The organism is Flavivirga jejuensis (genome assembly GCF_030540765.1).
Lineage (GTDB): Bacteria > Bacteroidota > Bacteroidia > Flavobacteriales > Flavobacteriaceae > Flavivirga > Flavivirga jejuensis.
The window spans coordinates 188,180-214,111 of the sequence record NZ_JAUOEL010000005.1; the positions used below are offsets into that span (position 1 = coordinate 188,180).

A 25,932-nucleotide genomic window follows, 5' to 3' on the forward strand; every position below is an offset into this window, starting at 1 on the left:
AATGATAAAAAAACAAACCGTCTTAATAAATATTTTAAGACGGTTTGTTTTTAATCATTTAACTTTAAAACTGCCATAAACGCTTGCTGAGGTATTTCTACATTACCTACTTGACGCATACGTTTTTTACCTTTCTTCTGCTTTTCTAGAAGTTTACGTTTACGAGAAATATCACCACCATAACATTTTGCGGTAACATCTTTACGAAGTGCTTTTATAGTTTCTCTTGAAATAATTTTAGCTCCAATAGCTGCCTGAATAGGAATATCGAATTGCTGACGTGGAATAAGTTCTTTTAGCTTTTCGCACATTTTTTTACCAATATTCTGAGCGTTATCGGCATGAATTAAAGCAGATAGTGCATCAACAGGTAGTGCATTTAATAAAATGTCTAAACGTACAAGTTTAGAAGTTTTCATTCCTATTGGATGGTAATCGAAAGAGGCGTACCCTTTTGAAACGGTTTTTAAGCGATCGTAAAAATCGAAAACAATTTCAGCCAAAGGCATTTCAAACGTTAGTTCTACGCGTTCTGTTGTTAAATACGTTTGATTTAAAATAAGTCCTCTTTTTTCAATACAAAGCGACATTACATTACCAACAAAATCGGATTTAGTAATAATCGTTGCTTTAATATAAGGTTCTTCAACACGGTTAACTGTTGAAGGCTCTGGTAAATCGGATGGGTTATTTACTATAAAAGCTTCATCTGGATTTTTATTTGTAAAAGCATGGTACGATACGTTGGGAACTGTAGTAATAACAGTCATATCGAACTCCCGTTCTAAACGTTCTTGAATAATTTCCATATGAAGCATACCCAAGAAACCACAACGAAAACCAAAACCTAAAGCTGCAGAACTTTCTGGAGCAAATACTAAGGATGCATCGTTTAGTTGTAGTTTTTCCATCGAATTACGAAGTTCTTCGTAATCTTCTGTATCAACAGGATAAATACCTGCAAATACCATTGGTTTAACATCTTCAAAACCTTCAACAATATTGGTTGTTGGGTTTGCAAAATCGGTAATCGTATCTCCTACTTTTACTTCTTTAGCGGTTTTAATACCCGTTATTAAATAACCAACATCACCAGTTTTCACACTTTGTTTTGCAACTTGGTTAAGTTTTAATGTTCCAACTTCGTCTGCAAAGTATTCTTTATCGGTTGCAACGAATTTAATTTTTTGACCTTTTTTAATTTCACCATTAAAAACTCTAAAATAAGTTTCAATACCTCTAAAAGTATTATAAACAGAATCGAAAACTAAGGCTTGTAAAGGGGCGTTTGGATCTCCTTTTGGAGCAGGAACACGATCTATAATCGCTGCTAAAATATTGTCGACTCCAAAACCTGTTTTTCCACTGGCATGAATCACTTCTTCTGGGTCGCAACCTAATAAATCTACAATATCGTCGGTTACTTCCTCTGGGTTAGCACTTGGTAAATCTACTTTATTTAAAACAGGAATAATTTCCAAATCGTTTTCTAAAGCTAAATACAAATTAGAAATTGTTTGTGCTTGAATGCTTTGAGCAGCATCTACAATAAGTAAAGCGCCTTCGCAGGCAGCAATAGAACGAGATACTTCATACGAGAAATCTACGTGACCAGGGGTATCAATTAGGTTTAGAATATATTGTTCACCATTAAGTTCATATTCCATCTGGATGGCATGCGACTTAATAGTAATACCACGTTCGCGCTCTAAATCCATACTATCTAGTAGTTGGGCTTGTTGCTCTCTGGCAGTTACTGATCCTGTAAAATCTAATAAACGGTCTGCGAGCGTGCTCTTACCGTGATCTATATGTGCAATAATGCAAAAGTTTCTAATATGCTTCATAGTCAAAAAATCTCCATAAAAAAGATTCTGCAAATATAGATGATTTAAGTGAGCGATAAATATTGATCTTATGTAAATTATATTCTCTATATGTAGTTGGTCAGAAAAGTGTTTTATCTAACTTGGTATTAAAGTTCTTTTGTGGTATAAATATTTAAATTTACCACGATGAAAAAAACAGCATTCTTTTTATTCTTTTTATTAATAGGTTCTAAATGTTTTGCTCAAGAAACGGGGAGAACACCCATTAAATACTGGGAAGAGATTGTTGAGATAAATAGTTATAAGCATGACAAACTCAAAAGATGGAATTCTGATATAGAAATTGAATTAGAAGGAAATTATACAATACAGGATTCTTTGCAGGTGGCAAAGGTGATCGCCAAACTCGATTCGTTAACAGAAACCATTTCTGTTAGGTTCTCAAAAAAAGAAAAGACAAATTTAAAAATCTTATTTTTAGATACAATAAGGTATAGTAAAGGTAACTTTAATGATAGAATTACTGGGGGATCTTCGGCTAATTTAAAAGGAGTTTTCGAAAGTGAGCTCTATTTTTATAATACTGATAGAACTAACTCTAAATTTCATAGTACTATTGAATCAAGAATAGCTAAAGAATTAGTTGGAGGTCTATTCGAATTTGAACTAGCAAGTAAAGGGAAAAGAGAAAGCATTTTTAATCCGCATCGATTATTAAATAATGAAGAAAGCCCTTTAAATATGGGTGATATCACTATTATAAAAGAAGTATATAGCTCTGGGTTTGAATTTAGATTAGAGGAAGCTAAAGAACAATATGAGTATGTATTTGACGAAATAGAAAATAAAAAAATATTAAAACGTAGTAAATCTATTTGGTGGGTGAAAAACCCCAATGCTATTCTTATTGTACCTGGATTAATTTTGCTTTTGGCATTTATAATGCTTCTTAAGAGAATCAATCAATTTATTGGAGGTGTAATAAAAAATGATTGGTTTAAATTTATTATTATTCTAGTTGTAGGTTTAATATTTGCGTGGGTTTTATTGGTATTGTATTTCTTTTTTTTAAACTTTTTAACGACTCCTATTGAATATAGAACAGCGACGTTTCATATAGATAGAGATGTTGCGCCTGCACTAATTATTGCGTTTCCGTTTATAATTTGTCTTCGATTTATTGAATTAAAAATAACCAAAAGGGCTCATAATGTTGCTGTAAAAACTGGTTTAATCTTTTTGTCAACTGGTTTTATACCTTTCCTTATAGTAATGGTGATTGCATATTTTACAGGGAATTTAGAATCCAGTGAATATGAGATCGTGTTATCTCAATTTTTTATAGGTCTAATGGGTGTTGCTTCTTTTCGAGCATTGATAAGTTTTTTCGTTTTTAAAGAAAGAAATTTAGTTATCGAAAATGATATGAAACTATCAAAATTAAGGGAATTAAAGACTAAAGCAGAATTAAGATCTTTACAAGCTCAAATAAACCCTCATTTTTTATACAATGCTTTAAACTCTATTGCAAGTTTAGCACATACTAATGCAGACAAAACAGAAAAAATGGCATTGGCGTTATCCGATCTGTTTAAATACACCATTAATAGAAAAGGAAAAAAGAGAAGTACAATAAACGATGAGGTTATCATGGTGCGCAGCTATTTAGAAATTGAGGAAACTCGTTTTGGCGATCGGTTAGAATTTGCCATTAATGTGGATTCGATTATTTTAAATGAAGAGATTCCGATGTTTATATTACAACCTTTAGTTGAAAATGCTGTAAAACATGGCATTTCTAAGATCGAAGAAAAAGGAAAGATCATATTAAATATTTTAAAAACCGAACGAGGTATTGATATTGAGGTATTAGATAATGGTCCCGATTTCCCCGAAGGATTGGTTAGTGGTCACGGATTACAATCGGTTTACGATCTATTAAGATTAAGCTATGGTGATAAAGCGTCTTTAAAATGGCAAAATACTCCAGGAAAAAGGATTATTATTTCAATTGATAAAACGATATAATTAAAAATGACAAACCAATATAAAACCTTAATCATAGACGATGAGCCACCAGCGAGAGAGCGTTTGCTAAAAATGCTGGCTCATTTCCCAGAGACGTTTCAAGTTTTAGATGTTGCTAAAAACGGTACAGAAGCGAAACAGAAAATAGAGATCTTAAGACCAGATCTTATTTTTTTAGATATAGAAATGCCAGGACTTACAGGGTTTGAGCTTTTAGAACAGTTAGAAACCATCCCTGTTGTTGTGTTTTGTACAGCGTATGATCAATATTCTTTAAAAGCTTTTGAAACTAATAGTATTGATTATTTGGTAAAACCTGTTCGGTTAGAGCGTTTGAAGAAAACTATTGATAAGTTAAATCTTTTTGATCGAGGTTTTAGATCTCAAAATATTTTAGAAGTTCTTAAAGAAGTCACAAAACAAAGAGAAGCCAAAAAAATGACATCTATAACAGTAAAAAAAGGAGACAAACTTATTTTTATAAAGTTAGATGATGTTTCTCATTTTGAGGCATCTGAAAAATATATTACGGTGTATGCTGTAAATGAGAACTATTTAAGTGATCGATCCCTATTACAGTTAGAACAAAAATTACCAGACTCTTTTTTAAGAGTACATCGTGGCGTTATAATAAATACTAATTATGTAAAAGAGGTTCAAAAGTATTTTAATAGCAGATTTATAATCAGTTTAAACAATAAGACCAAAACGAACATTACAACTGGTAGAAGCTATAATGGGGCTATAAAAAACTGGATGGATGTTTGAGAAAACTTGTAGTTTTTAATCGAAAAGAATTATAGGCTCTGCCAGCTAGCAAAGGCAGGGGGTAGTTGGTTTCAAGAAATTCTTTATTACAGTGAAGCTACGCCATCATACTCCCACAAAGACCTAAGCTTACAATAACATAAACTGCGGCAAGAATAAATAATACTTTGGCGGCTTTTTTATTCTTTTTAAGAATAGCAAATCCAATAATAGCTAATAAAATAGCTGGGCCAAACATAATGGCTATAATTAGGTAGATTATACCATCTAAATTTATATTCGGACTTAATAATAAATGTATCATGATATTTCGTTTCTCAATTCTTCTAATTTTGCTTTTTTATCATCTCTATAAAACAAATTCATAGTTTCAAAAGGGATGATTTTATTGTCTTTATCTACAATATGAACACAGGACTTTTTAATAGCACGTACATCAAAATTATAGGCATCAATAAATTGCATGATAATAACGCGAAATAAATTATCGTAGCCCAAATTTGGTGCATCAATATTTGGTAGGCAACACATAATAGATTTTAGATTTTCTTCGGCAACTTCAACAGAATTACCAGTACTAAAAAGTTCTACCATTTTACCTTGAAGATTTTCATCTTGCTCATAAATAATGGTGTTTTTGCTATTGTCTAATAAATCATTGGGATTGATATATCGGGTTAAAGGAAATACTTCTTCACCCAATTTAAGGGCATATCCCATAACCAAAGCATCTGGATTGCAAGGTACAGGAAGTAAATCGTCTGGATTAAAAATAGCGGTTTGTTCCATGATTTTCCGACGTACTTCTGTGAGTGTCATTCTATCGCTTTCTGGATTAAAATTCTTTAATCTTCCAGCTATTTGGGTGGGTTGTAATGTGACACCGCGAACACATTTTTGTTTTAAAGCAAAGTCTATTATTTTTCCTATTTCATGATCGTTTAATCCTTTTTGGAGAGTAACAACCAAAGTGGTTGATAAATTGAGTTTATTTAAGTTTTCAAGGGCTTGCTTTCTTATATCATTCAAATCGGCACCACGAAGTTCTTGTAGCACGCTATTCTCGAAAGAATCGAACTGTAAATAGATTTCGAAATCTGGTGCGTAGGTTTTTAATTTTTCCGCGAAAGCGATATCCTTTGCAATTTTAATGCCGTTGGTATTTAACATTAAATGCCGAATGGGTAATGATTTTGCGTAATCTAAAATTTCGAAAAACTGTGGGTGAATGGTAGGTTCGCCGCCGCTAATCTGTACCACATCGGGTTCTTTTTCGTTAGAAACAATGGTATCTAACATGGTTTTTACCTCTTCTAGTGTACGGTGTCTGCCGTAAGTTGGTGAGGAACCAGCATAACAGGTTGGGCAGGTTAAATTACAACGGTCTGTAACCTCAACTACGGTTAAACAGGAATGCTGCTCATGGTCTGGACACAACCCACAATCGTAAGGGCAGCCATAATCTGTTTTAGTATTAAATTTATAAGGTGTTTCAGAAGGTTTATTGTAATTTCTTATGTTTTTATAGTATTCAATATCATCTGCAATTAATACTTTAGAATTACCGTGCTCATTACAGCGTTTCAACATATAAACATGGCCGTTTTCGAATACGATTTTAGCATCCACACGTTTTAAACATTCTGGACAAAGACTTAAGGTAAAATCATAGTAAGTATATTTTCTAACGGGCATTTTTAAAAATATTTAAGAGAGTTTTGTGATAATAAAGCAAACAAATTAGACATAATATTTGAATCGTACTTAATCCAAAGAGATAAAATACATTTGGTTTTAAAAACTCTATAAAAAATCTGAATGTAAAATAGAGAATCATAAACCATTTAAACAGGACGCCACTTTTTAAGGCTGCTGTATTTTTGATTTGTTTTAAACATAAAAAAAGTATAATTAAAAAGACCAATTCATATAATGCTAGAGGGTGGCGTAATATCCTATCGCCTAAATCCATACCAAAAACAGAAGTTGTTTCTATGCCATAAGTAAATTCGTTTATACCAGATAGAAAACATCCTATTCGTCCTATAAAAATGCCTAAAATGATAGGGAATACAAATAAATCGCCAGATGATTGTGTTTCGCCGATGCATTTTTTAGCAATTTCGACACCAAGCAGACCGCCAAATAAACCACCCATTATCGTTTTTGTATTGAGTAATTGAATGATGTTTTCTTGGGAGATGTTAACTAAAGGGTTTTCTAAAAAACCAACGAGCCTGGAACCGATTAAAGCCCCGAGAGCGGCACCTAAAATAATAGAAAGCCTATTGTTTGATGAAATAACATCATTACTTTTTCTTTTTAAAAGTATGTAATACCGAAAGGCTATAAAAAACGCCAAGTATTCTAAAACCAGATGTATGTTTATGTTATAACCGAATAATTGAGGCTCAAAAGGAATTTGCAAAGGATGAATTTTTTATAAATATAGTTAACTTTGATGCTTATAGGATCTGCAATTCATGAAAATTATAATTTCAATACTAGTTTTTGTTTTAGGTACATTTAATGTCACAAGTCAGATAAGTGCTGCTATTGAGAAATTTGCATTACCTGATAATTTAATGGAGTCTTCGGGAGCTATTTTTTTTAATAATAAACTCATTACTCATAATGATTCTGGGGGTGAAAACAAGCTTTTCGAATTAGATACTATTTCTGGTTTAGTTACAAGAACAGTTACCATTTCAAATGCTACAAATGTAGATTGGGAAGATCTCACTCAAGATGATACGAGTATTTATATTGGAGATATAGGAAATAATAGTGGCCATAGAACAGATTTAAAAATTTATAAAATTAATAAGACTGATTTTGTAAATACCACCAATGTAACTGCCGAAACGATTGCCTTTAGTTATGCTTCTCAAATAGATTTTACAGCTAATCCAAATAATACTGAATGGGATTCTGAAGCGCTTGTTTCTTTTGATGAAACAAACTTGTTATTATTTAGTAAAAATTGGGTTGATGGGATAACAAAAGCATATTTGGTTCCGAAAATGCAAGGTGTATATGCTTTACCAATGTTGATTACCTCTTTAAATAGTGGCGGATTAATTTCTGGAGGCACTTATAACCCATTAACCAAAAAACTTTTTTTAGTAGGGTATACTAATCTTTTACAGCCTTTTGTATGGGTTAGCGAAAATTTTAATGGGAGCGATATTTTTTCTGGCACAAATACACAAACATTACTTTCTTCATTTGGTTTTGAACAAACAGAAGCCATCACATTTGTTAACGAAAACAAGTATTTTATAACATCGGAATCATTTAATATATCTCCTTTTTCAGATTATGCTAAATTAATTTCATTTTCAACCAATGATGTTTCCTTGTCTTCAGAGCGTATTACTAAAGAAAATGATATTATGCTGTATCCAAATCCAGTAGACACGTTTTTGTATGTAGAAAGTAAAAATGTGGATTCTATTGAAATATATGATACTAAATCTGTTCTGCTTTACAAAGGAAATACTATAAGTGTTGATATGAGTATTTTTAATGAAGGTGTTTATATTATTAAAATTAATTTGAAAGATGCTACTTCACAGATAAAAAAAATTATCAAGAGATAATTTTTGCAATAAGCCCAGGGGTTACTTTGTTCTTTGGATTGTTTCTGTTTGGTGAAAAAATCTTAATTTTGCCCAAAATTCACAACGTGGTAAAAATAGACAATATCGAACTTCCAGATTTCCCATTGCTTCTAGCACCTATGGAAGATGTTAGCGATCCGCCGTTTCGAGCTTTATGTAAGGAACAAGGCGCAGATGTTGTGTACACCGAGTTTGTGTCTAGTGAAGGTTTAATTCGTAACGCTGAAAAAAGTGTTATGAAGTTGGATATTTACGAGAAAGAACGCCCTGTAGGAATCCAAATTTTTGGAGCTAATCTAGACAGTATGCTACAGACCATCGATATTGTTTCGGCTTCTAAACCAGATATTATTGATATTAATTTTGGTTGCCCAGTAAAAAAAGTGGTGAGCAAAGGTGCTGGTGCTGGTATTTTAAAGGATGTGTGTTTAATGGAGAAACTCACTGCCGAAATGGTAAAACGCAGCGATATTCCTATTACTGTAAAAACACGTTTGGGCTGGGATCATGATTCTATAAGAATTGTTGAAGTAGCCGAAAGATTGCAAGATGTAGGTTGTAAAGCTATTGCTATACATGGACGTACACGCGCACAAATGTATAAAGGTGATGCCGATTGGAAGCCGATTGCTGAGGTAAAAAATAACCCTAGGATGCATATTCCTGTTTTTGGAAATGGTGATGTTGTGAGCCCAGAAAAAGCTATGGAAATGCGTGATGACTATGGTCTAGATGGTGCTATGATTGGTCGTGCCAGTATTGGGAATCCGTGGTTTTTTAAACAGGTAAAACATTATTTTAAAACGGGTGAACATTTAGCGCCTATTTCTTTGGCAGAACGTGTTGAAGCCGCCCGTAGACATTTACAAATGTCTATTGACTGGAAAGGTGAAATTTTGGGTGTTTTCGAAACGCGTAGACATTATACCAACTATTTTAAAGGCATTCCGCATTTTAAAGACTATCGCATGAAAATGGTAACTAGCGATCATTCTGCAGATGTATTTGCTGCTTTTGATGAGGTATTGGAGAAATTCTCAGATTATCAGTTTGTGGAGTAAGGTTTGTTGTATTTGAGCTTTTCCTGACCCTTCTGTTTTTCGACCCTTCCGTCTTTCAATTCTATGGAATTGAAATCCACCTTCCCTTGACAAGGGAAGGAACTGTTTACGATTATATTTGTGGGCAATGATTTAAACTAGATAAATAACTCAAAATTATAACTCGAAGATTTAATATTATCTATATGTTGGTAATGTGTGTAATAAAGAACAGGTGTTTTTTTATTAGTTGAAAAAGTAAACTAAGGTGTCAACCCTTCGGTCTTTCAATTCAATGGAATTGAAATCCACCTTCCCTTGACAAGGGAAGGAACTGCTTACGATTATATTTGTGGCAATGATTTAGATTAGATAAATAACTCAAAATTATAACTCGAAGATTTAATATTATTTATTGTTGGTAATGTGTGTAATAAAGAACAGATGTTTTTTATTAGTTGAAAAAGTAAACTAAGGTATCAATCCTTCCGTCTTTCAATTCAATGGAATTGAAATCCACCTTCCCTTGACAAGGGAAGGAGCTGCTTACGATTATATTTGTGGCAATGATTTAAACTAGATAAATAACTCAAAATTATAACTCGAAGATTTAATATTATCTATTGTTGGTAATGTGTGTAATAAAGAACAGATGTTTTTTATTAGTTGAAAAAGTAAACTAAGGTATCAACCCTTCCGTCTTTCAATTTTATGGAATTGAAATCTACCTTCCCTTGTCAAGGGAAGGAACTGCTTAGAGATCATGTTTGGAGTAATGATTTTGAATACAAATTCAAATTATAAATCGAAGTTAGCTCTCCTCCTTTTTTTAAGGAGGAGTGGATTTAGTTTTCATAAAAAAACTAAAGACGAGGAGGTTTTTTTTCCAGAAGGGTAGAGGCTCTTCTTCTCAGCTCAAAGCAAGCATCCCTCTTTATAGCAACTAACTCTAATTAATAGTTTCGTACTAATGATTTTGAAATTCTTACTGACGCAATTTTGGAAGCAATAATACCTAAAACCGAAATGGTAATAAATACAATGAAAAAGTTTTCGACCTTAATGGCTACTGGATAAGCTAGTGAAGCTGTGATCATGACCAAATCAAATGTTTTTTGAAGCACAGCGATTATTAATGCAGCACCTAAACCTATAAAACCGCCTATAATACTCATTAAACTACCTTGAAAAAAGAAAATTTTACGAATATCTTTTATGGTGGCCCCCATATTAAAAAGCGTGCTTAAACTTCTCTTTTTATCAAGCATCATCATAATTAATGAGCCAATAACATTAAAAAAGGCAATGATTAATACCAAAGTGAATATTAAGTATACAGCAAGGTTTTCGGTATTTAACATTTTGTAAAGCGCATCATTAAGCTGTGCTCTGTTTTTTAAAATAACTTTATCGCCTAAAACAGCTTGAATTTTTTGCTTAGCTGCATCCTCATCAACGCCTTCGTTAAGTTTAAATTCTAAAGCAGATACTTGATTTGGTTTATAATTTAAAAGGTTTTTAGCTAAATCTATGGAGGCATATACATAGGTATCGTTTAATTTTTCATTTATATAAAACACACCTACATTAACAGCTTTAACAGTGTTAAATGCATTCTCAACAGAAGTTATTTGCCCCTTTCCTGGTTTTGGCACATAAATACTTACCGTTTTTGTAAAATCTAAAATACCAAGAGATAAGTTTCTTGAAACACCCCAGCCTACTACAATTTGATTGGATTTTTGGTCTAACCAATTACCTTGATCTATTTTAGAGTCTATATTAACTACGTTTTGATAGTGCTCGTCTACCCCTTTAATAACTGCTAAATAGTTTTTATCATTGGAGGCAATAGCAACACGCTCTTCAATAATTTTAGAAAATAAGGCTATGTCTTCTAGATCGTGTAATTTAGAAATATCATCTTTAGTTAAAATAAAAGATTTACCAATTGAAGCTTCAGCTTTTAAATCGGGATCGACAATACTAGAAAATTCAAGTGTAAAATCTTTTAAACCTGCAAAACCAGATAATACAATAAATAATGATGCAGCACCTAATATAACACCAATAACAGCAATTATAGTTATAAAATTAATAGCATTGTTACTGCTTTTAGAGCGTAAATAACGTTTTGCTATATATAAAGGGAAATGCATGTTTATGTTAAGTAAAGAAAAATAAGTTTTGATTTAGAGCACATAATTTGAAGACTTTTTAAAAAACCGATCAGGACTTTTTTCTTTTATCTAAAATTTTAGGGTCTTTAATAGGGTTTTCTTCTCCTTTTAGAGATTTTTCTATTTGGTCGATGTACTCTAAAGAGTCGTCCACAAAAAATTCTAAATTAGGCATGCGTCTTAATTGATGCTTGGTACGTTGTGCTAATTCATGTCTAATTAAAGGGGTATTGGATTTTATACCTTCAAGAAGTTCTTTAGCTTTATTATTTGGAAAAATACTTAAATAGACTTTAGCTACCGATAAATCTACCGTTACTTTTACTTTAGACACCGATATTAATATACCATGCATACCACCTTGTGTTGCAGCGCCTTGTAGTACTTCGACTAAATCACGTTGTAAAACAGATCCTATCTTTTTTTGTCTTTGACTTTCTTCCATAGTGCAAAAATAACGGATATTTAAAGATTATCTTACTTTTGATTTATATAATTTGCATCTTAACTATAAATGTAGATTCTCTTTTTCAAGGGAATGACAAAAATAACATTACAAATGAACAAAATTGAACATATAGGAATTGCCGTAAAAAACCTTAAAGATTCTAATGACTTGTTTTCTAAACTATTTGGGAAACCCCATTATAAAATAGAAGAAGTAAAAAGCGAAGGTGTTAATACGTCTTTTTTTAAAATTGGTGATAATAAGATTGAATTATTGGAAGCTACTAACGAAGATAGTCCGATAGCAAAATTTATAAGTAAAAAAGGAGAAGGGATTCATCATATTGCTTTTGATGTTAACGACATAGAAGCAGAAATTAAACGTCTTAAAAAAGAAGGTTTTAAAGTTTTAAATGAAAATCCAAAGAAGGGTGCAGATAATAAGTTAGTGGCTTTTTTACACCCAAAATCTTCAAATGGTGTTTTAATTGAGTTGTGTCAGGAGATAAAGGGATAATTTTTCTTGCTAGAAAATAAAATAAGTAGTAATATTGCACTCCAATTTGGGTCCCATAGCTCAGTTGGTTAGAGCACCTGACTCATAATCAGGTGGTCCTTGGTTCGAGCCCAAGTGGGACCACTTTTAGAGATTGTAAAGCCTTTTAAACGTTGAGTTTATAAGGCTTTTTTATTTATAGGGGACGATTGAGGGGATGAATAAAATCATTTTTAATTACACTTTTTAATAATATTATTACAAATTTCAATGAAGGGCTTATTCAGTTTTCTTGATTCACCTGTTTTATTATATGAGTATAATGCTTTTTCAGCATAATCTTTTGCTTTAATGCAACCTCTATTATTTGGGAATACTACATAGGTCAATGCTAATTCGTAATTAATATTTGCTTCGTAATTAATATAATCAAGGTTGGAATCGTCAAAAGAGATTAGGTGCTTTATGTATTTAAGGCTTTCATTAAATTCACTTATTGCTTCTGGATATTGATTTGTTATTCTATGGAACCTGCCTTGAACTTGGTGAAAACTCTTTAAAATAATTATTTCATTTTTAGAGACTGTGGATGTTAGGTTTTGTTGAAATATTTGGCTTGCAGAAGCCAATCCTTTTTGCGCCTGAATCAAATCTTTTTCTAATAAATCTTTTTCATATTTTCCTAAATAAGTTTTACTAACTTTTGTGAAAGTTTCTGCTTTTCTTAGCTTAAATTCTTTACTGGATGGGTTTTTTAAGATTTTATCATTTAGTAATTTAAAAGCTTTTTCAAATTCTTTAAAAGAATTTGTATAATCTTCTTTTTCAGAGTAGTCAGTGCCTGATATTTCTAATGAGTTTATATACTTAAAAAAAGTATCATCATCATATTTCTTATTTAAGCTTTTGAGTTTATAATACTTCGCTCTTTGCAAAAACAAACTAGTATCTCCTTCAAGTTTGCCCTGATTTGTTAATAAATATAAGTCATTATACACGGCTCCTAATTTTGAACTATATAAAGCAGAGGTGTCTTCATTTATGCTTTCATAAATCTCTATTGAGTTTAAATAATAAGTTTGTGAAAGTTTAAAATCATGTGAATGCGTTTTAAAATAGTACGCTAAATCGTAATAATTTGTTGCTCTTACCTTTTTGACATCTTCATCTTCTGTAGTGAATTTCTTAAATAAATTTTCTGCCTCTAATAAATAGTCTGAAGATTCTTTAGTTAAATTCCCTATATAAAATTCCATTCGTCCTAAATATGAATTACTTATTGCACGTACTTCAAAGGGGTTAGTCTCTTTAATTAATTCGGTAAAAATGGGGATAGCATTTAAAGTATCGTTGCTTAAATAATATGCTAAGCCTTTATTTAATTGTGATTTTGAGTTTAAGATGTTATCAGAAAGTAATTTGGCTAAACCGACCTTCGTAAGTCCATATTCTTGGTCTACATAGCTTTCAAATTTATCTGAAATATTTAATTGTTGAAACGCTCTAAAATCATCAGCTAATTTTCGAATGCCAATTTTGTTTTCCGCTACTCCATCCATATTTTTTTCAATTCCATCGTCTTGTAGCTTAGTTTTTTTTTCACCCCGTAGACGAAGTACCTGACTTCCTATTAAAGCTATCCCACCCGCTATAAATATTATCCAACCTATCATGTTGCTTGTTATTTTAAAGTTCATCCAAATAAGAATTAAATAAAGATTTGAAATTTATTGTAAGTAAATATACTATGTTAGTCAAAGAAATTAACAAATAGTTACAGAAATTTTATTTTGGAATTAACGTTTATTTTATTCTTTCATTTTTCAATCTTAAAAATCATTTGAATTTTTATAAACCTCTATGATTGCTCTATGAATTTCATCTTCAACATTGTTTGATAAATATTTTATAATCTCTTGACTAGTCTTGTCGTGATATTTAATAATAAAAAATCAAGCATAAAACCATATTCATTAGTAAATGATAGGTAAATATTATTTTCAAACTCTAAATGAACATATCCGTAATTATAGCCTTCATCAGATGTTATAAATTCAAAGTTGTTTTTGATAAATGTTGAATTTTTCTCTAATTTTTTTTGTCAGTAATAAGATAGAATTTATCCGTTACTTTTGTGTCAAATGATATGTTTTCAATAATTTTATTATTTATTTTTTTAAGTGTTTATGTTTTTATCGTCAAGTCTTTTATAAAGTGGTAAAGTGTGTCTGTTTAAATCAATCATTTTAATGTTAATTACATGGTTATTGCGGTCTTTGTCTATTATTTTCTTTTGAAACAGCTTTAAGGTGTTTAAATTGGTCTGTAAACTCGGGAGTTGTATAAAAATCGGTATATAGTTCCGATACTTTTCTTGAGCAATTCCATACTTGGCATTTAATTGTTTTACATCAAAAGCAGATTAGGGTTTAAAATCTTTATTTCTTGGCAGTACTCCATTTTTTTTCTGAAGTGCTAGCCAATAATTCCACCATTTTTCAATTTTCCAATATTTATTGGTAATTATGTGAAAATGAGGATTTCCTAGCTAGTCCTCGTATGCGCTAGTGCTTCGTCTTTGACGAGTACCGTATTGAGTAAGCAATAAAAAGATAAACCACATTATAGCGATATAGTGTGGTTTTTTAGTTTAAATACTTTTAAGCTTAACGGTCTTAGCAAGGCTGTCAACTCCGCTAGCTCGGAAATGTTTTCCGTGCCCGTAATAAAATAAAAGAAGGCTTTTGTAAAGAGGTGATAGCTTCATATAAGGGGCTATGTTTGAGATAAAGAATCTCGGATTTAAGGTATAAATCCGAGCTATCGGGTTATTTAATATCTATTTCTGATTGTTACCAAAACAATTATTAGCCGTTAAACAATCAAAAAGCTTTTATTTATATAGAAGTGAAAAGCCCTTTTTTTTGGAGGCTTGATATTTGACTATTTTCCCTCAATAAAATTGAATAGTCAATTTTGATTACTCACAATCAAAAGGATATTTTAATAAGGTTTTTTCGATTGCTTTCTTAGAATGAATTTAGCAAGCTTCAATCTCTTTATCACAACATTTATATTTTTTATGTCTTTAAAAATCAACATAGTATCGGGTATTTCTCGATTATTTGAAAGTTCACAGATGTTGTATACTTCTTTTCCAATCTTACCTTTTTTACCTTGCGTAAAATAAACAGATACGAATTTCTCCTTTTAAGGGAAAGTAGCTACTCTTATATCGCCATGTCCCATTTCAATTATTTTAGAAATAGTTGCTTTACCTATTTTCTTATTGTTAGCTTTTCACCTAGTTTTTCATTAGTTATATATCATAGACTTTAAATACTACAGTTAAGATGTTTTAAAAAGTGTCGTACTTATTTCAAAGCATTTACTTCTCATAGGTTTCTAACACTGTTTACTTTTTAAATAATTGAGATATTTATATTTTAACGGCTATATCTTCTGGGGTGTTACAATCGCATTAGCTTTAATACAAGCCTCAATATTTTTAGCCACTGTATAAAGACAAATCCATTTTCTGTTCTCTTTTTTTTCGTTATAGTATTTGGCAGGAAAACGAGCAAAGAATAGGTCGAATTCTTTCTCCATTAACAAATGAGTTCCCGTATTGTAGTTTAAATCGGTTAAAATGATTCCAATGACTTTCAAGCCCAGTCTACAATGTTTTTTTACGTCATTTTTAAGGGAGGCTTGATTGATTAAAAGTGCTAGGGAATTAAAAAGAGCATTGTGTGTCATAATCAAAATTTTGTGTGAATTATTAACGTTGTTTTTTTCCATGGATTCGCTTTTTTAGATGTTCCTTTATCCTTGTGGTTACTCATCACAAGTCCACTTTAAATAAAAAATAGCGCATCACTATTTAAAGTTAGAAATCTTTGATTTTAAATTAAATGAAAAATAAGTAACATCGCTCTGCATGTTACCCTCTCGCTATTCCCCTCCTTAGTTTCATATTAATAGTTTTCATAGAGATTTATGGATGACACCTTTTCTATTAATTAGTAATTTATTATTGGGAATACTTTTCTTATTAGCCTACTATCAAAATACATTATTAGAGTTTTTCAAAATATTAATTGTAACTTATATCCACTTGAAAAATAGGTTTGCATTGTTATTTTGAGTGTTGGGTGATTGTTAAATATTACACTGATAAGCAAAGCATAACATTTAATAGTAGTCTTGATTTTTGTGTTGTGTGAAATGATTCAAAAACCATATTTTATTTTCGTTTTAATAGAGTAATTACTTGCTATTTAATCACAATTCTGCATAGTTAATGTTGCACACAATTCATTCTTTGCATTAAAAAATCTAGTATTTAAAATTAATTCCTTTTCGTTTTTGGCTACTTTAAAGTTATCCAAATACATAAAAAAGTCTTGTGTGAATATTAAATTTTTTTGAAAGGCTAATTGGATACTACATTCTTCTAAAATGGTTTTAAAATTTTCAACAGCTTTTTTACTATATCCTTTTTTGCTCAAAAATGTTTTTATTAATGATATGGTATATAGGCGATAGGCAAATTTTTCCATTTCCATAAAATCATTTACATCTTCTCCTTTTACTCGATATTGTTGTCTAAACATTTTTATATAATGTATGGTAGCTATAAAAAAATGAGAGGTTTTAATCTACAGCTATTAGTTAATTATGATTTTTATTTTTTTTCTTTCCTTGAAATGCTCTTGAAATATTAAACCCTAAATGTATATCACCTTCAAAAAAGTTGTCTGTACTTTCAGTAATGAAGCTCTTTTCAATCATTGTAATAGAATTGGATAGAATTATTTGAAAAACATGGCCTCCAGTTTCAATTTCAAGTCCTAAGGCTAATGAATTTGTTGTATCAATAGATTTTAGCGGGTTTATTGTATAATGATACTCGGCATTTAATGCCATACGTTTTGAGATTTTTGCTCTACCACCAAAACCAATGGCTGCTATACCGTGTGGGTCATCGTTAGTTTTTACTAAGTTTCTATACGTATAACTAGGCATGATTTGTAAAGACAATTCAGGGCTAAATTTCCGTGCAATCATAAGTTGTGTAAAGTAGGTTAGTTTTTGGTTAAATGTAGGTTTGTCTAGAGGGTCAAAATCCTTAATAGACCTGTAAGCTACACTACCAAATACAGTAGCAGAAATAGGAGTAGAGTTTTTATTAGATCTTTGCTTAATGAGTTTATACTTTAGAAATCCATCATAAGTTTTTTCAAAACTACTTCGTCCTAAACCTACCATTAAATTATCGGTAATACCTTTTTCTAATGCAAAACGGATATTGGATTGATCTAATCCATAAAGTTCATCTATACCTAAATTAACTCTACCAAAGCGGTGAGAAATCACAAATTCAGTAACACCTTTTTTTCGGAGTTCTATAGAGTGACCATTTAATATTCGTGTTCCTTTAAAAGTGGCAGAGGTATAATTTTTCGTTTTTGGAGCCTCGCTTTCTAAAATATTTAGAAGGTCTTGCGCCATTGTTTTACTAGTTATAGTAAATAAAACAAAAAGAGTTAATAAATTTCTCATACTATTTGTTATATGGATTATGGTTTAATTTAAAGTCAATATTCAGATTTTCAGCAATATTATTTGCTACAACAGAAGGAATGCTAATATCAAAATCTGCTATTTGTATAGTAAATGTGCCATTAAGTAATAAACTATCTGCTGTCTTTATTAATTTAGCCTTAGTTTCTATACTTTTTGTAACCCCGTGGATTGTAATATCTCCGGTTATAACAACTTCATTTGTATTTAAATTTAGTGAGTTGAAATCTTTTATTTTACCTTTAAATATAGCTTTAGGGTAAGTATCTGATTCTACATAGTTTTCGTTAAAATGTTCTTGCATTAATGATTTTTCGAACATAAACGACTTCATTAATATGGCTATAGCAAGACTTCCGTCTTTTGTATCTATAATGCTTAAAACCTGATGGTTTTCTGCTTTAATATCTTCAATAGGTGTGCTAGAAAAAAAAGATACTTCTCCTTGTTTAGTTAAAAATTTTTCTTGTCCATAAGTAAAGGTTACACACAAAAAAAGACATATTGTTATATATATTGATTTCATAATTATATTTATTTTATTATACATTTTACAAGAATAACGTCCATTAAGTAGCCCGTGCAAATGCCTTTAATTATTACAGGTTTCCCTGTATATAGATTTTTAAATTTTATTGTTTCTTCTGGCGTTAAATGACACATAACTGTTCCTAATGAACCTTCATTTTTAAGTGCTATTATTCCCTTATTATCATTTATAGATAGCGTAGAAATGGTTCCAGAAATTTCAACAATTTGCTCTAGATATTTAGCATTTGCATTGTTCTCATCATTTTCAAAGTCATTCAGAATAGTTTGTGCCGTAAGTGTTATATCTGCTTTAGAGTTGGCAACATTTGTATGTGGTTTGTTATAAATAACTACCAATAGAACCATAATAAATGTTAGAATAAGGACACTACCTAGAACTATGAATTTTGTTTTTTTGTTCATGCTAAATATTTAATTGTTTAAAGCGCCATTATCTACCCAGCAACTAATTAGTTCTATTTCTGTACTGCTTAAAGAGCCTCCTTGAGGCATTCTTCGGCTTACAACTTGTGTTTTTACGTTGTTTGCGCTATTACTTATACCAGAGTAACTACTTAAATTTGGAGGTTGATTTCCACCATGGCAGCTTATACAGTTATTATCTATAATTGGTTTTATTTGTGATACAAAGGATATATTTGAATCACAAACCTCGTTTTCAGGTATATTCGTTAATTGTTCGTCATCTTCTTCTACACTTGCTTCGCATGAGAAAAACAAAGCAGATATAATAAGTAATAATTTTATGCCTGTAATTTTTAGAATTCGATTCATAATGATTATTTTTTTAAAAAGGGGAAGCAAGAATACTTTGTTTACTTCCCCTTTAATCAACACTAAAAACAATCTATTAACAGGGTGGAATATGTTTTATAGAGCCTGTTTATAAAGAATGGTATTAATAATTTGGGCTTGTTTCTCTAGTGTTTATTATTAAATTAGTTTTATAATGCAGGTGCAGTATCCACATTTACAATTGGCCAAACGCCACTTACTCCATTAGCATCGCCTCTTTCTACATCATTACCAAAGTAATATAAAGGCCATCCCTTGTAGGTAACTTGTGTGGTGCCAAAAACATCTATAGTACCAAAGTCATTAATATCTAAAATACTTGGTATTAGATTAATATCTAAACTAATTACAGGCCACGCACCATTATTAGAGAAATCTTCTTGAGTGAAGTTGTTATCGTCTTTAGTATCATTTCCAAAAAGATATATGGTTCTTCCAGTAGCATTTGTCATGTAGAACGTGCTAACGTTAAGAATATCAGCTTGAGCATACATTAAAGAGTAATCTGGTTTGGCAATAAACCAATTGTCACCAGCACCATCTCCATTGGTGTCTCCTGCAGCACTATCGTTTGCAAAATAGTACAAAGGCCAACCTTTATAGGTTGTCTGTTTTTCACCATCTTCACGTGTTAATACGCCAAAGTCTGAAGCTGCTAAATCATTATCTAAAGTAGGATCTTCACTATAGAAAACTGGCCATGCAGCTATACAGCCGTTTACACATTCCGAATTTCCATTAACGTCTTTAGAAAAGAAATAAAGAGACATACCATTTGAGTCTGTTAAGATGTTACCAAAAGTAGAATTGGTAGATGATTTTACTGAATTTACGCTTTCAATAGGATCAGTTGTATCATCTTCTGTATTACAACTAAATATTAAAGCGACTAATAGTAGAGCTAATAATTTTCCTTTTTTCATTTTTATATAATTTATTGATTGTTCTGCAAATAACCGCCAATACAGCGGTTGCAAACAACATAAAGTGTGTGAAAGGGAAAAAATGAGCCTGAAAAGGAAAAAAAAGCCTTGAAATTTTAAGCGTTTTTTGAAATTGAATTAAACATGTTGTTTAAACAGAGTTTCAAAACAATAAAAAAGATGAATTATTAGTTTTTTGTTTTTCTTAAGAGTGAAAATCTTAGAACGAACTAGAAAATAAGTGTTTACTAATTAAGAAAAACGGATTAAATATTTAGCCATTGTCTAAACTCGGATGCTTTATTTTTACTAATGATAATTTCAACATCGGTATCCTGAATTAAAATTTTAAGTTGACTATTACCGTATTTAATTATTTTTTTAATTGAAGTAATGCTAATTATAAACTGTCTATTAGCTCTAAAAAATAAAGATGCATCTAGATTAGCTAGCAATTCATCTAAACTAGCATTAGTTGTAGATTTTTTATCATTTGATGTTATTACATAAGTAATCGTATCTTCTGTATAGATATATGATATTTCGCTAATATGAATAGGAACTAATTCGTTTCTTATATAGGTAAGAATTCTTTTTTTACCCGAATCTGAGATTGCTTCCTCATTGTTTTCTTCGATGCTTTCTTTTATTGAAGGTTGTGTGTTATTTTCAACTACTTTTTGCTGATAATCAACTAAATCTGCGTTAAGTTTAGATAGATTAATTAATTCACTTTCTAAATTGCTGTTTTTTAACTCTAGCTGTTTTTCATAATAACTACCAATAATACGTACTGCCAAAAAAGAAGAAAATATTATGAGTACGCCCATTAAAATAAAAATGGTATAGAAACTCTTTTTTAATTTACTAATCTCAATAGACAATTTGTCTAAATTAATATGAGCTGCTATAATTAAGTCTGAGTTAAGAACAGGAGATATATGTATAATTTCCGAAGAAAGGTTTGTATTAGAATCTTTGGAGGGTTTTTTTTGATTTATTAATAAATCATATAATTGATCAGAGCTGTTTTCTTCTTTTAAAGAATTTAATAAAGATTGATTTGAGTTTACTTTTTGACCTACTTGGGTAATGTTTGGGTGGCAAACTGCTTTTCCAGACCAATTAAATACACTAATAAATGAAGCTTCTTTTTGAGTGTTTTCAATAGTTAACTGTATATTTTTAATAACATTTTCTTTATCTAAATCCTTACCTAGTTGATAATTTATTAGTTTAGATATCTCGTTAGATTCTCTTTTGCTAGATTCTAATTGCAATTCAATTAATTGATTAGCGCTAACTTTAATAAAATATTTAACTCCAACTGATGCAATAATTAAAAAAATAACAGAGATAGAAATAAAAGTAAGTAAGTATAGTTTGTCTTTTCTCATTATATTAGATTTTGAAGTAGTTTTAAACAATAAATAATAAATTACTCCAATGTTAAATTATAGTTTGCTGCCAAAATAGTGTATTTTTAGTATCGTTTTTTATTTTAAAACAAACTATTTCTAGTTTAATTATTTAATTTGTATTAGTTTATTTGTAATAGTATAAATTTAAGAATGAATAAAAAGAAATACTATTTTTATTTTCTGTTTGCTTTTATTTTATTGATAAGCTTTTATGTAGGCTTACGTTATTTTAGCACCTCTAATGTAGATATCCAAAATGCACCTGTAGAAATAACGGTTAATGCTGAAAAACTAACAGCTTCTTTTATTAAGGACGAAAGTGCTGCTAATGAGTTGTATAAGGATAAGGTTGTTGAAGTTTTTGGAATAATTAAAGGAACTACTTTTGTAAATAAAACAAATACTATAATATTGCAAAGCGATTACAATGATTATAATGTAATTTGCGACATGCAAGTAGACTCGTTAGACGTATTTAAACAACTAAAACCTAGTCAAAAGGTAACCATAAAAGGTGTTTGCAAAGGATTTTTACATGATGTTATACTTTTAAATTGTATGTTTATAAATACCCAAAATAATGACTAAAATAGGTGTTCTTATATTTTTATTGATAAACTTAATTAATTCTAAATTAGAACCTAAACAATTTATAGCACGTCAAGGTCAGGTTTCTTTTTTTTCTTATACTACTGCAGAAAATATTGAAGCAAAAAACAATCAAGTATTAAGTATTATAGATGTTTCTAATAATGAAATTGCTATAAGTATGCTTATGAATGCTTTTGTTTTTAAAAAATCTTTAATGTATGAACATTTCAATGCTAGTTATATAGAATCAGATTTGTATCCTAAAGCTACTTTTAAAGGTGTTATTGTTGATTTTGATCCATTAGCTACAACCGTTCAAACAAGAATTATTAAAGGAACACTCACTATAAGAAACATATCTAAGGAAATTAATATTAAAACAAAAATTGAGAATATTAATGGGAATTATATTTTAACAGGTGATTTTGAACTTGTTGTTGAAGATTTTGATATCAAAATTCCGCCAATTGTAGCTCCTAATATTGCTAAAATTATATCAACTAGTTTTAGATTTGAATATCAGTCCTATGAAAAATAATCTGTTTTACATTCTGAGTTTATGTGTGTTGTTAGTAACCACTATGTCTTTAAACGCACAAGATTTGCTAGAGGCAGTAGATAAAGAGTACCCAAATATTCCTCAATACGAATTATCAACATTTAAAGGAACACGTATAGCTATAGGTCAATCTATAGAAAATCGAAAAAAAGGCGTATTGCAACTTGCTGCTTTAAATAGGTATTGGAATCTTCCAAATGCTAAAATTCAAAGTTTTGTTGCCGATAAATTAAGTGCTCGATTAGCCTTTGAATATGGAATAAGTGATAATTTAACTATAGGAGCAGGGTGGACAAGCTTAGAGGAAGTTTCAGATGTGAATTTAAAATATACGCTTTTGCGCCAGCGTAAGGATGCAAAAAAAGCGCCATTAAGTATATCATTATTTCAAAACGCTTCTTATAGAGGAGATAGGTCGGAGCCTAATTCTGATATTGGGTTTAAAAATCGTTTAGCCTTTACAAGTCAAGTTTTAATAGCACATAAATTTACACCAAAGTTTTCATTACAAGTTTCACCAACATTTATTCATAGAAGCTTTTCTTTTAATGAAGTGGATCCTAGTAATCATTTTGCCGTTGGTTTTGGAGGAAGGTACAGAATAGCAAATCATGTATCTCTTACTTCAGAATATTATTATGTTGCCAATCCATTAAAATCTCGTGATACATACGGTGCGTTTGCAATAGGTGTTAATTGGGATGTTCGCTTTTTATTATTGCAATTCCAGATGACAAATGCACGTAGTATGGTTGAAGATGGTTTTATTCTGCAAACACCAAATAATTTCAATACTGATGATGGGAATTTTGTTTTTGGCTTTAATGCAATTTTTACTCTTCATCTAATACAAAAACAGTTGTAGGGTTTAAGTATGTACCCTATTTGTACTTAAAAGATGTAACTAATTGAAAATCAATTTAAGTTAATTTACTGTATTGGAAATTGCTCCTTATGCTGAATAAAGTTCATTAATATTTATATAATTTGTACCTTTATTGTACTAAAGAAGAGCAAATTATATTTTAGAGTTCTTTTTATGGTTTTAGTGTACAAATAGGTGTGCATGTTTTAAAATAGTGATATAAAATACTGAAAACAGTGTAATATAAAATACTGGTTAAGTATACCACAATGAATTTACTTAAATTAAGTAAAAGACCGTAAATATTCTTCGTGATTGACTCTAACTGTTTGTTTTGCAAGGTGTTAAAATTTAATGTTGATGAAAGACAGCTACATCTATACTGCGCTATAGATCTTTTATGAGCTTGTTATCCATACCCATATTTATATCTAGCCTTATAAACCTGATAAAGTGGGTGAAAGCATACTTCTCGGAAAAGTTGAAGAGCTCCAGCTTCCAGTGTAGAATTGAAGAGACACCATCTAATTTGGCTTAAACAAAAAACCCCAACCTTGTAAGGTTGGGATTCATGGATATCAAACCCGAAATTTACATATAAAAAAATCTGTTACTAATTAGTAACAGATTTTTTTATATGCATGGTATAGCTAACAAATGCACAGGCAGATGATATCACCAAAGAAACAAGTATAACAAGTGCAATGGTTTTAGGGTCTGAACCAGAAAGCATACCGGCTTTAATACTTGGGGCTAAAAGCCATAATACAGCAGCCATTGAAGCTACTGCAATACTTACTTTTTTTACAAGTTCTTTTTTCATGAACGCAATTACAACCATACCTAAAGCTGAAAGACCAAGGATTATACCTAGAATTCCTGAAGCGGTTACTCTCCACTTTGCTGGAGCATTTTTTAATATTTCTAATGTATTTTTAATCTCTGAATCTTCCGTTTTCTCTAAATCTACGCCTTCTTTTTTTAGTTTGGCTATAAATTTATGAGCCGCAGCTATCTCATTGTAATCAATGTTTTTTGTGCGTGAATCAATATTACTTTTAATGAGAAAAGAAAGTCCTCCTCCAATTAAAAAAGCAATAATCATAATAATTAATACTAGAATTCTCATATTTTATGTTTTTATAAGTTTAACCTTGTTTTATTTTTTATTAAATTTAATAGCGTCAGCAATCATCTTTTACTCAAGACGAGTTGCTAACAGTGTTTGGGTTTGATATAGTATTTGGGTTTGATATGTTTTTGGTTTAAAATAAGTCTGTAGAAAACTGTATCTGAGCCATAGTTGGATGTGCCAGACATGCGATAAGTAAAGTGAATAGTAGGTTTTTAATTTTCATTTGTTTCGTTGTCTTTCTTTTTGTTATGTTAATGTGCAAAACTACCAAACCAAAACATCACAAATTGGTCAATCGACCGCACAAATTGGTCAATTTTAGTTAATTTTTATATCTAGCCCTTATCAAAGTGATTGGTCAACACCACTCGTCAAACAGAAAAAAGAGTACTGTATTATTTTAATAGTTATTATCTGTTTTAGATTGTAATTTTACATTTGGGAAGAAAAACTAATGTTAATCTCATACGTTAAAAAGAGCTTTTGACTGAGTTCAAGGAGACAAACACTTTATAATATTGGTTTCATACCTAAAATAGGCTTGTTATATCGAAATCGGGTTTTTATCCTAGTATAGAATTAATAGAAATGAAAAGCCTCCTTTTGGGAGGCTTGATATTTGACTATTTTCCCTCAATAAAATTGAATAGTCAATTTTGATTGCTCACAACCAAAAGGATATTTTAATAAGATTTTTTCGATTGCTTTCTTAGAATGAATTTAGCAAGCTTCAATCTCTTTATTACAACATTTATACTTTTTTCATCTTTAAAAATTAACATAGTATCGGGTATTTCTCGATTATTTGAAAATTCACAAATATTGTATATTTTTCTACCAATCTCACCCTTTTTGCCTTGCGTAAAACAAACGGATACGAATTTCTCCTTTTCAGGGAAAGCAGCTACTCCTATATCGCCATGCCCCATTTCAATTATTTTAGAAATAGTTGCTTTACCTATTTTCTTATTGTTAGCTTTTTCACCTAGTTTTTTATTGTTATATATCATAGACTTTAAATACTACAGTTAAGATGTTTTTAAAAAGTGTCGTACTTATTTCAAAGCATTTACTTCTCATAGGTTTCTAACACT

General features: G+C 30.5%; 25 protein-coding genes and 1 tRNA gene. 9 read left to right on the plus strand and 17 right to left on the minus strand.

Annotated features, from left to right (window positions below):
* Positions 1-50: 50 nt before the first annotated feature.
* Complete coding sequence (gene lepA, locus Q4Q40_RS14745) at positions 51-1,847, minus strand: translation elongation factor 4 (protein WP_303302657.1); 1,797 nt, start codon at positions 1,845-1,847, stop codon at positions 51-53.
* 168 nt (positions 1,848-2,015) lie between these two features.
* Here lepA and Q4Q40_RS14750 point away from each other — a divergent pair, with 168 nt between their 5' ends.
* Both Q4Q40_RS14750 and Q4Q40_RS14755 read left to right on the plus strand, forming a co-directional pair.
* Complete coding sequence (locus tag Q4Q40_RS14750; protein ID WP_303302658.1) at positions 2,016-3,857, plus strand: sensor histidine kinase; 1,842 nt, start codon at positions 2,016-2,018, stop codon at positions 3,855-3,857.
* A 6-nt stretch (positions 3,858-3,863) separates the two neighbouring features.
* A complete protein-coding gene (locus Q4Q40_RS14755; RefSeq protein ID WP_303302659.1) occupies positions 3,864-4,625 on the plus strand; it encodes a LytR/AlgR family response regulator transcription factor in 762 nt (253 codons plus the stop codon).
* Positions 4,626-4,722: 97 nt separating this feature from the next.
* Here Q4Q40_RS14755 and Q4Q40_RS14760 read toward each other — a convergent pair whose 3' ends face one another.
* From Q4Q40_RS14760 to Q4Q40_RS14770, 3 genes are read right to left on the minus strand one after another with little or no spacing between them, the layout of a single operon-like run.
* A complete protein-coding gene (locus tag Q4Q40_RS14760; RefSeq protein WP_303302660.1) occupies positions 4,723-4,929 on the minus strand; it encodes a hypothetical protein in 207 nt (68 codons plus the stop codon).
* On the minus strand, positions 4,926-6,320 hold the full coding sequence (locus tag Q4Q40_RS14765; RefSeq protein ID WP_303302662.1) for a radical SAM protein: 1,395 nt from the start codon (positions 6,318-6,320) through the stop codon (positions 4,926-4,928). The genes Q4Q40_RS14760 and Q4Q40_RS14765 overlap by 4 nt, the downstream gene beginning before the upstream one ends.
* The gene (locus tag Q4Q40_RS14770; RefSeq protein ID WP_303302663.1) at positions 6,310-7,053 is read right to left on the minus strand and encodes a prolipoprotein diacylglyceryl transferase; all 744 of its coding nucleotides are present in this window, start codon (positions 7,051-7,053) and stop codon (positions 6,310-6,312) included. Before Q4Q40_RS14770 ends, Q4Q40_RS14765 begins: the two co-directional genes overlap by 11 nt.
* Positions 7,054-7,108: 55 nt before the next feature.
* On the opposite strand from Q4Q40_RS14770, the gene Q4Q40_RS14775 reads away from it, so the two are divergent.
* On the plus strand, positions 7,109-8,227 hold the full coding sequence (locus Q4Q40_RS14775; RefSeq protein ID WP_303302664.1) for a T9SS type A sorting domain-containing protein: 1,119 nt from the start codon (positions 7,109-7,111) through the stop codon (positions 8,225-8,227).
* Positions 8,228-8,313: 86 nt separating this feature from the next.
* Entirely contained in the window at positions 8,314-9,309 is a 996-nt protein-coding gene (gene dusB, locus Q4Q40_RS14780) for a tRNA dihydrouridine synthase DusB (RefSeq protein WP_303302957.1), read from the plus strand.
* 932 nt (positions 9,310-10,241) lie between these two features.
* On the opposite strand, the gene Q4Q40_RS14785 is transcribed toward dusB, so the two are convergent.
* The gene (locus Q4Q40_RS14785) at positions 10,242-11,447 is read right to left on the minus strand and encodes an ABC transporter permease (RefSeq protein ID WP_303302665.1); all 1,206 of its coding nucleotides are present in this window, start codon (positions 11,445-11,447) and stop codon (positions 10,242-10,244) included.
* A 70-nt stretch (positions 11,448-11,517) separates the two neighbouring features.
* Positions 11,518-11,913 carry a 30S ribosome-binding factor RbfA gene (gene rbfA / locus Q4Q40_RS14790; protein ID WP_303302666.1) on the minus strand — a complete coding sequence of 132 codons (396 nt, stop codon included), beginning with the start codon at positions 11,911-11,913 and terminating at the stop codon, positions 11,518-11,520.
* Positions 11,914-12,027: 114 nt separating this feature from the next.
* Here rbfA and mce point away from each other — a divergent pair, with 114 nt between their 5' ends.
* Positions 12,028-12,432 (plus strand): methylmalonyl-CoA epimerase, encoded by a 405-nt coding sequence (mce, locus tag Q4Q40_RS14795; protein WP_303302667.1) that lies wholly within the window; start codon positions 12,028-12,030, stop codon positions 12,430-12,432.
* Between the two features lie 49 nt (positions 12,433-12,481).
* Positions 12,482-12,555 (plus strand) — tRNA-Ile (locus Q4Q40_RS14800).
* An 89-nt stretch (positions 12,556-12,644) separates the two neighbouring features.
* Here the strand turns inward: Q4Q40_RS14800 and Q4Q40_RS14805 are convergent.
* The 9 genes from Q4Q40_RS14805 to Q4Q40_RS14845 form a co-directional block, all read right to left on the minus strand.
* A complete protein-coding gene (locus Q4Q40_RS14805) occupies positions 12,645-14,108 on the minus strand; it encodes a hypothetical protein (protein WP_303302668.1) in 1,464 nt (487 codons plus the stop codon).
* A gap of 1,756 nt (positions 14,109-15,864) precedes the next feature.
* Positions 15,865-16,212 carry a hypothetical protein gene (locus Q4Q40_RS14810; RefSeq protein ID WP_303302669.1) on the minus strand — a complete coding sequence of 116 codons (348 nt, stop codon included), beginning with the start codon at positions 16,210-16,212 and terminating at the stop codon, positions 15,865-15,867.
* Between the two features lie 479 nt (positions 16,213-16,691).
* Positions 16,692-17,027: a hypothetical protein gene (locus tag Q4Q40_RS14815; protein ID WP_303302670.1), complete on the minus strand. Its 336-nt coding sequence runs from the start codon at positions 17,025-17,027 to the stop codon at positions 16,692-16,694.
* A gap of 58 nt (positions 17,028-17,085) precedes the next feature.
* On the minus strand, positions 17,086-17,976 hold the full coding sequence (locus Q4Q40_RS14820; RefSeq protein ID WP_303302671.1) for a DUF5777 family beta-barrel protein: 891 nt from the start codon (positions 17,974-17,976) through the stop codon (positions 17,086-17,088).
* Between the two features lies 1 nt (position 17,977).
* Entirely contained in the window at positions 17,978-18,523 is a 546-nt protein-coding gene (locus Q4Q40_RS14825) for a YceI family protein (protein ID WP_303302672.1), read from the minus strand.
* A gap of 8 nt (positions 18,524-18,531) precedes the next feature.
* Positions 18,532-18,951 carry an OB-fold protein gene (locus tag Q4Q40_RS14830; RefSeq protein ID WP_303302673.1) on the minus strand — a complete coding sequence of 140 codons (420 nt, stop codon included), beginning with the start codon at positions 18,949-18,951 and terminating at the stop codon, positions 18,532-18,534.
* A 9-nt stretch (positions 18,952-18,960) separates the two neighbouring features.
* A complete protein-coding gene (locus Q4Q40_RS14835; protein WP_303302674.1) occupies positions 18,961-19,323 on the minus strand; it encodes a c-type cytochrome in 363 nt (120 codons plus the stop codon).
* A gap of 170 nt (positions 19,324-19,493) precedes the next feature.
* The gene (locus tag Q4Q40_RS14840; protein WP_303302676.1) at positions 19,494-20,267 is read right to left on the minus strand and encodes a hypothetical protein; all 774 of its coding nucleotides are present in this window, start codon (positions 20,265-20,267) and stop codon (positions 19,494-19,496) included.
* Positions 20,268-20,533: 266 nt separating this feature from the next.
* Complete coding sequence (locus tag Q4Q40_RS14845) at positions 20,534-21,664, minus strand: LytTR family DNA-binding domain-containing protein (protein WP_303302677.1); 1,131 nt, start codon at positions 21,662-21,664, stop codon at positions 20,534-20,536.
* A 174-nt stretch (positions 21,665-21,838) separates the two neighbouring features.
* Here Q4Q40_RS14845 and Q4Q40_RS14850 point away from each other — a divergent pair, with 174 nt between their 5' ends.
* The 3 genes from Q4Q40_RS14850 to Q4Q40_RS14860 are packed head-to-tail and all read left to right on the plus strand — an operon-like array spanning position 21,839 to position 23,703.
* Positions 21,839-22,276 (plus strand): OB-fold protein, encoded by a 438-nt coding sequence (locus tag Q4Q40_RS14850; protein ID WP_303302678.1) that lies wholly within the window; start codon positions 21,839-21,841, stop codon positions 22,274-22,276.
* Positions 22,269-22,817 (plus strand): YceI family protein, encoded by a 549-nt coding sequence (locus tag Q4Q40_RS14855; RefSeq protein ID WP_303302679.1) that lies wholly within the window; start codon positions 22,269-22,271, stop codon positions 22,815-22,817. Before Q4Q40_RS14850 ends, Q4Q40_RS14855 begins: the two co-directional genes overlap by 8 nt.
* The gene (locus Q4Q40_RS14860; RefSeq protein WP_303302680.1) at positions 22,807-23,703 is read left to right on the plus strand and encodes a DUF5777 family beta-barrel protein; all 897 of its coding nucleotides are present in this window, start codon (positions 22,807-22,809) and stop codon (positions 23,701-23,703) included. The genes Q4Q40_RS14855 and Q4Q40_RS14860 overlap by 11 nt, the downstream gene beginning before the upstream one ends.
* A gap of 613 nt (positions 23,704-24,316) precedes the next feature.
* On the opposite strand, the gene Q4Q40_RS14865 is transcribed toward Q4Q40_RS14860, so the two are convergent.
* Together Q4Q40_RS14865 and Q4Q40_RS14870 are read right to left on the minus strand one after the other, a co-directional pair.
* Positions 24,317-24,832 carry a hypothetical protein gene (locus tag Q4Q40_RS14865; protein WP_303302681.1) on the minus strand — a complete coding sequence of 172 codons (516 nt, stop codon included), beginning with the start codon at positions 24,830-24,832 and terminating at the stop codon, positions 24,317-24,319.
* Between the two features lie 689 nt (positions 24,833-25,521).
* Entirely contained in the window at positions 25,522-25,848 is a 327-nt protein-coding gene (locus Q4Q40_RS14870; protein ID WP_303302682.1) for a hypothetical protein, read from the minus strand.
* Positions 25,849-25,932: the final 84 nt, after the last annotated feature.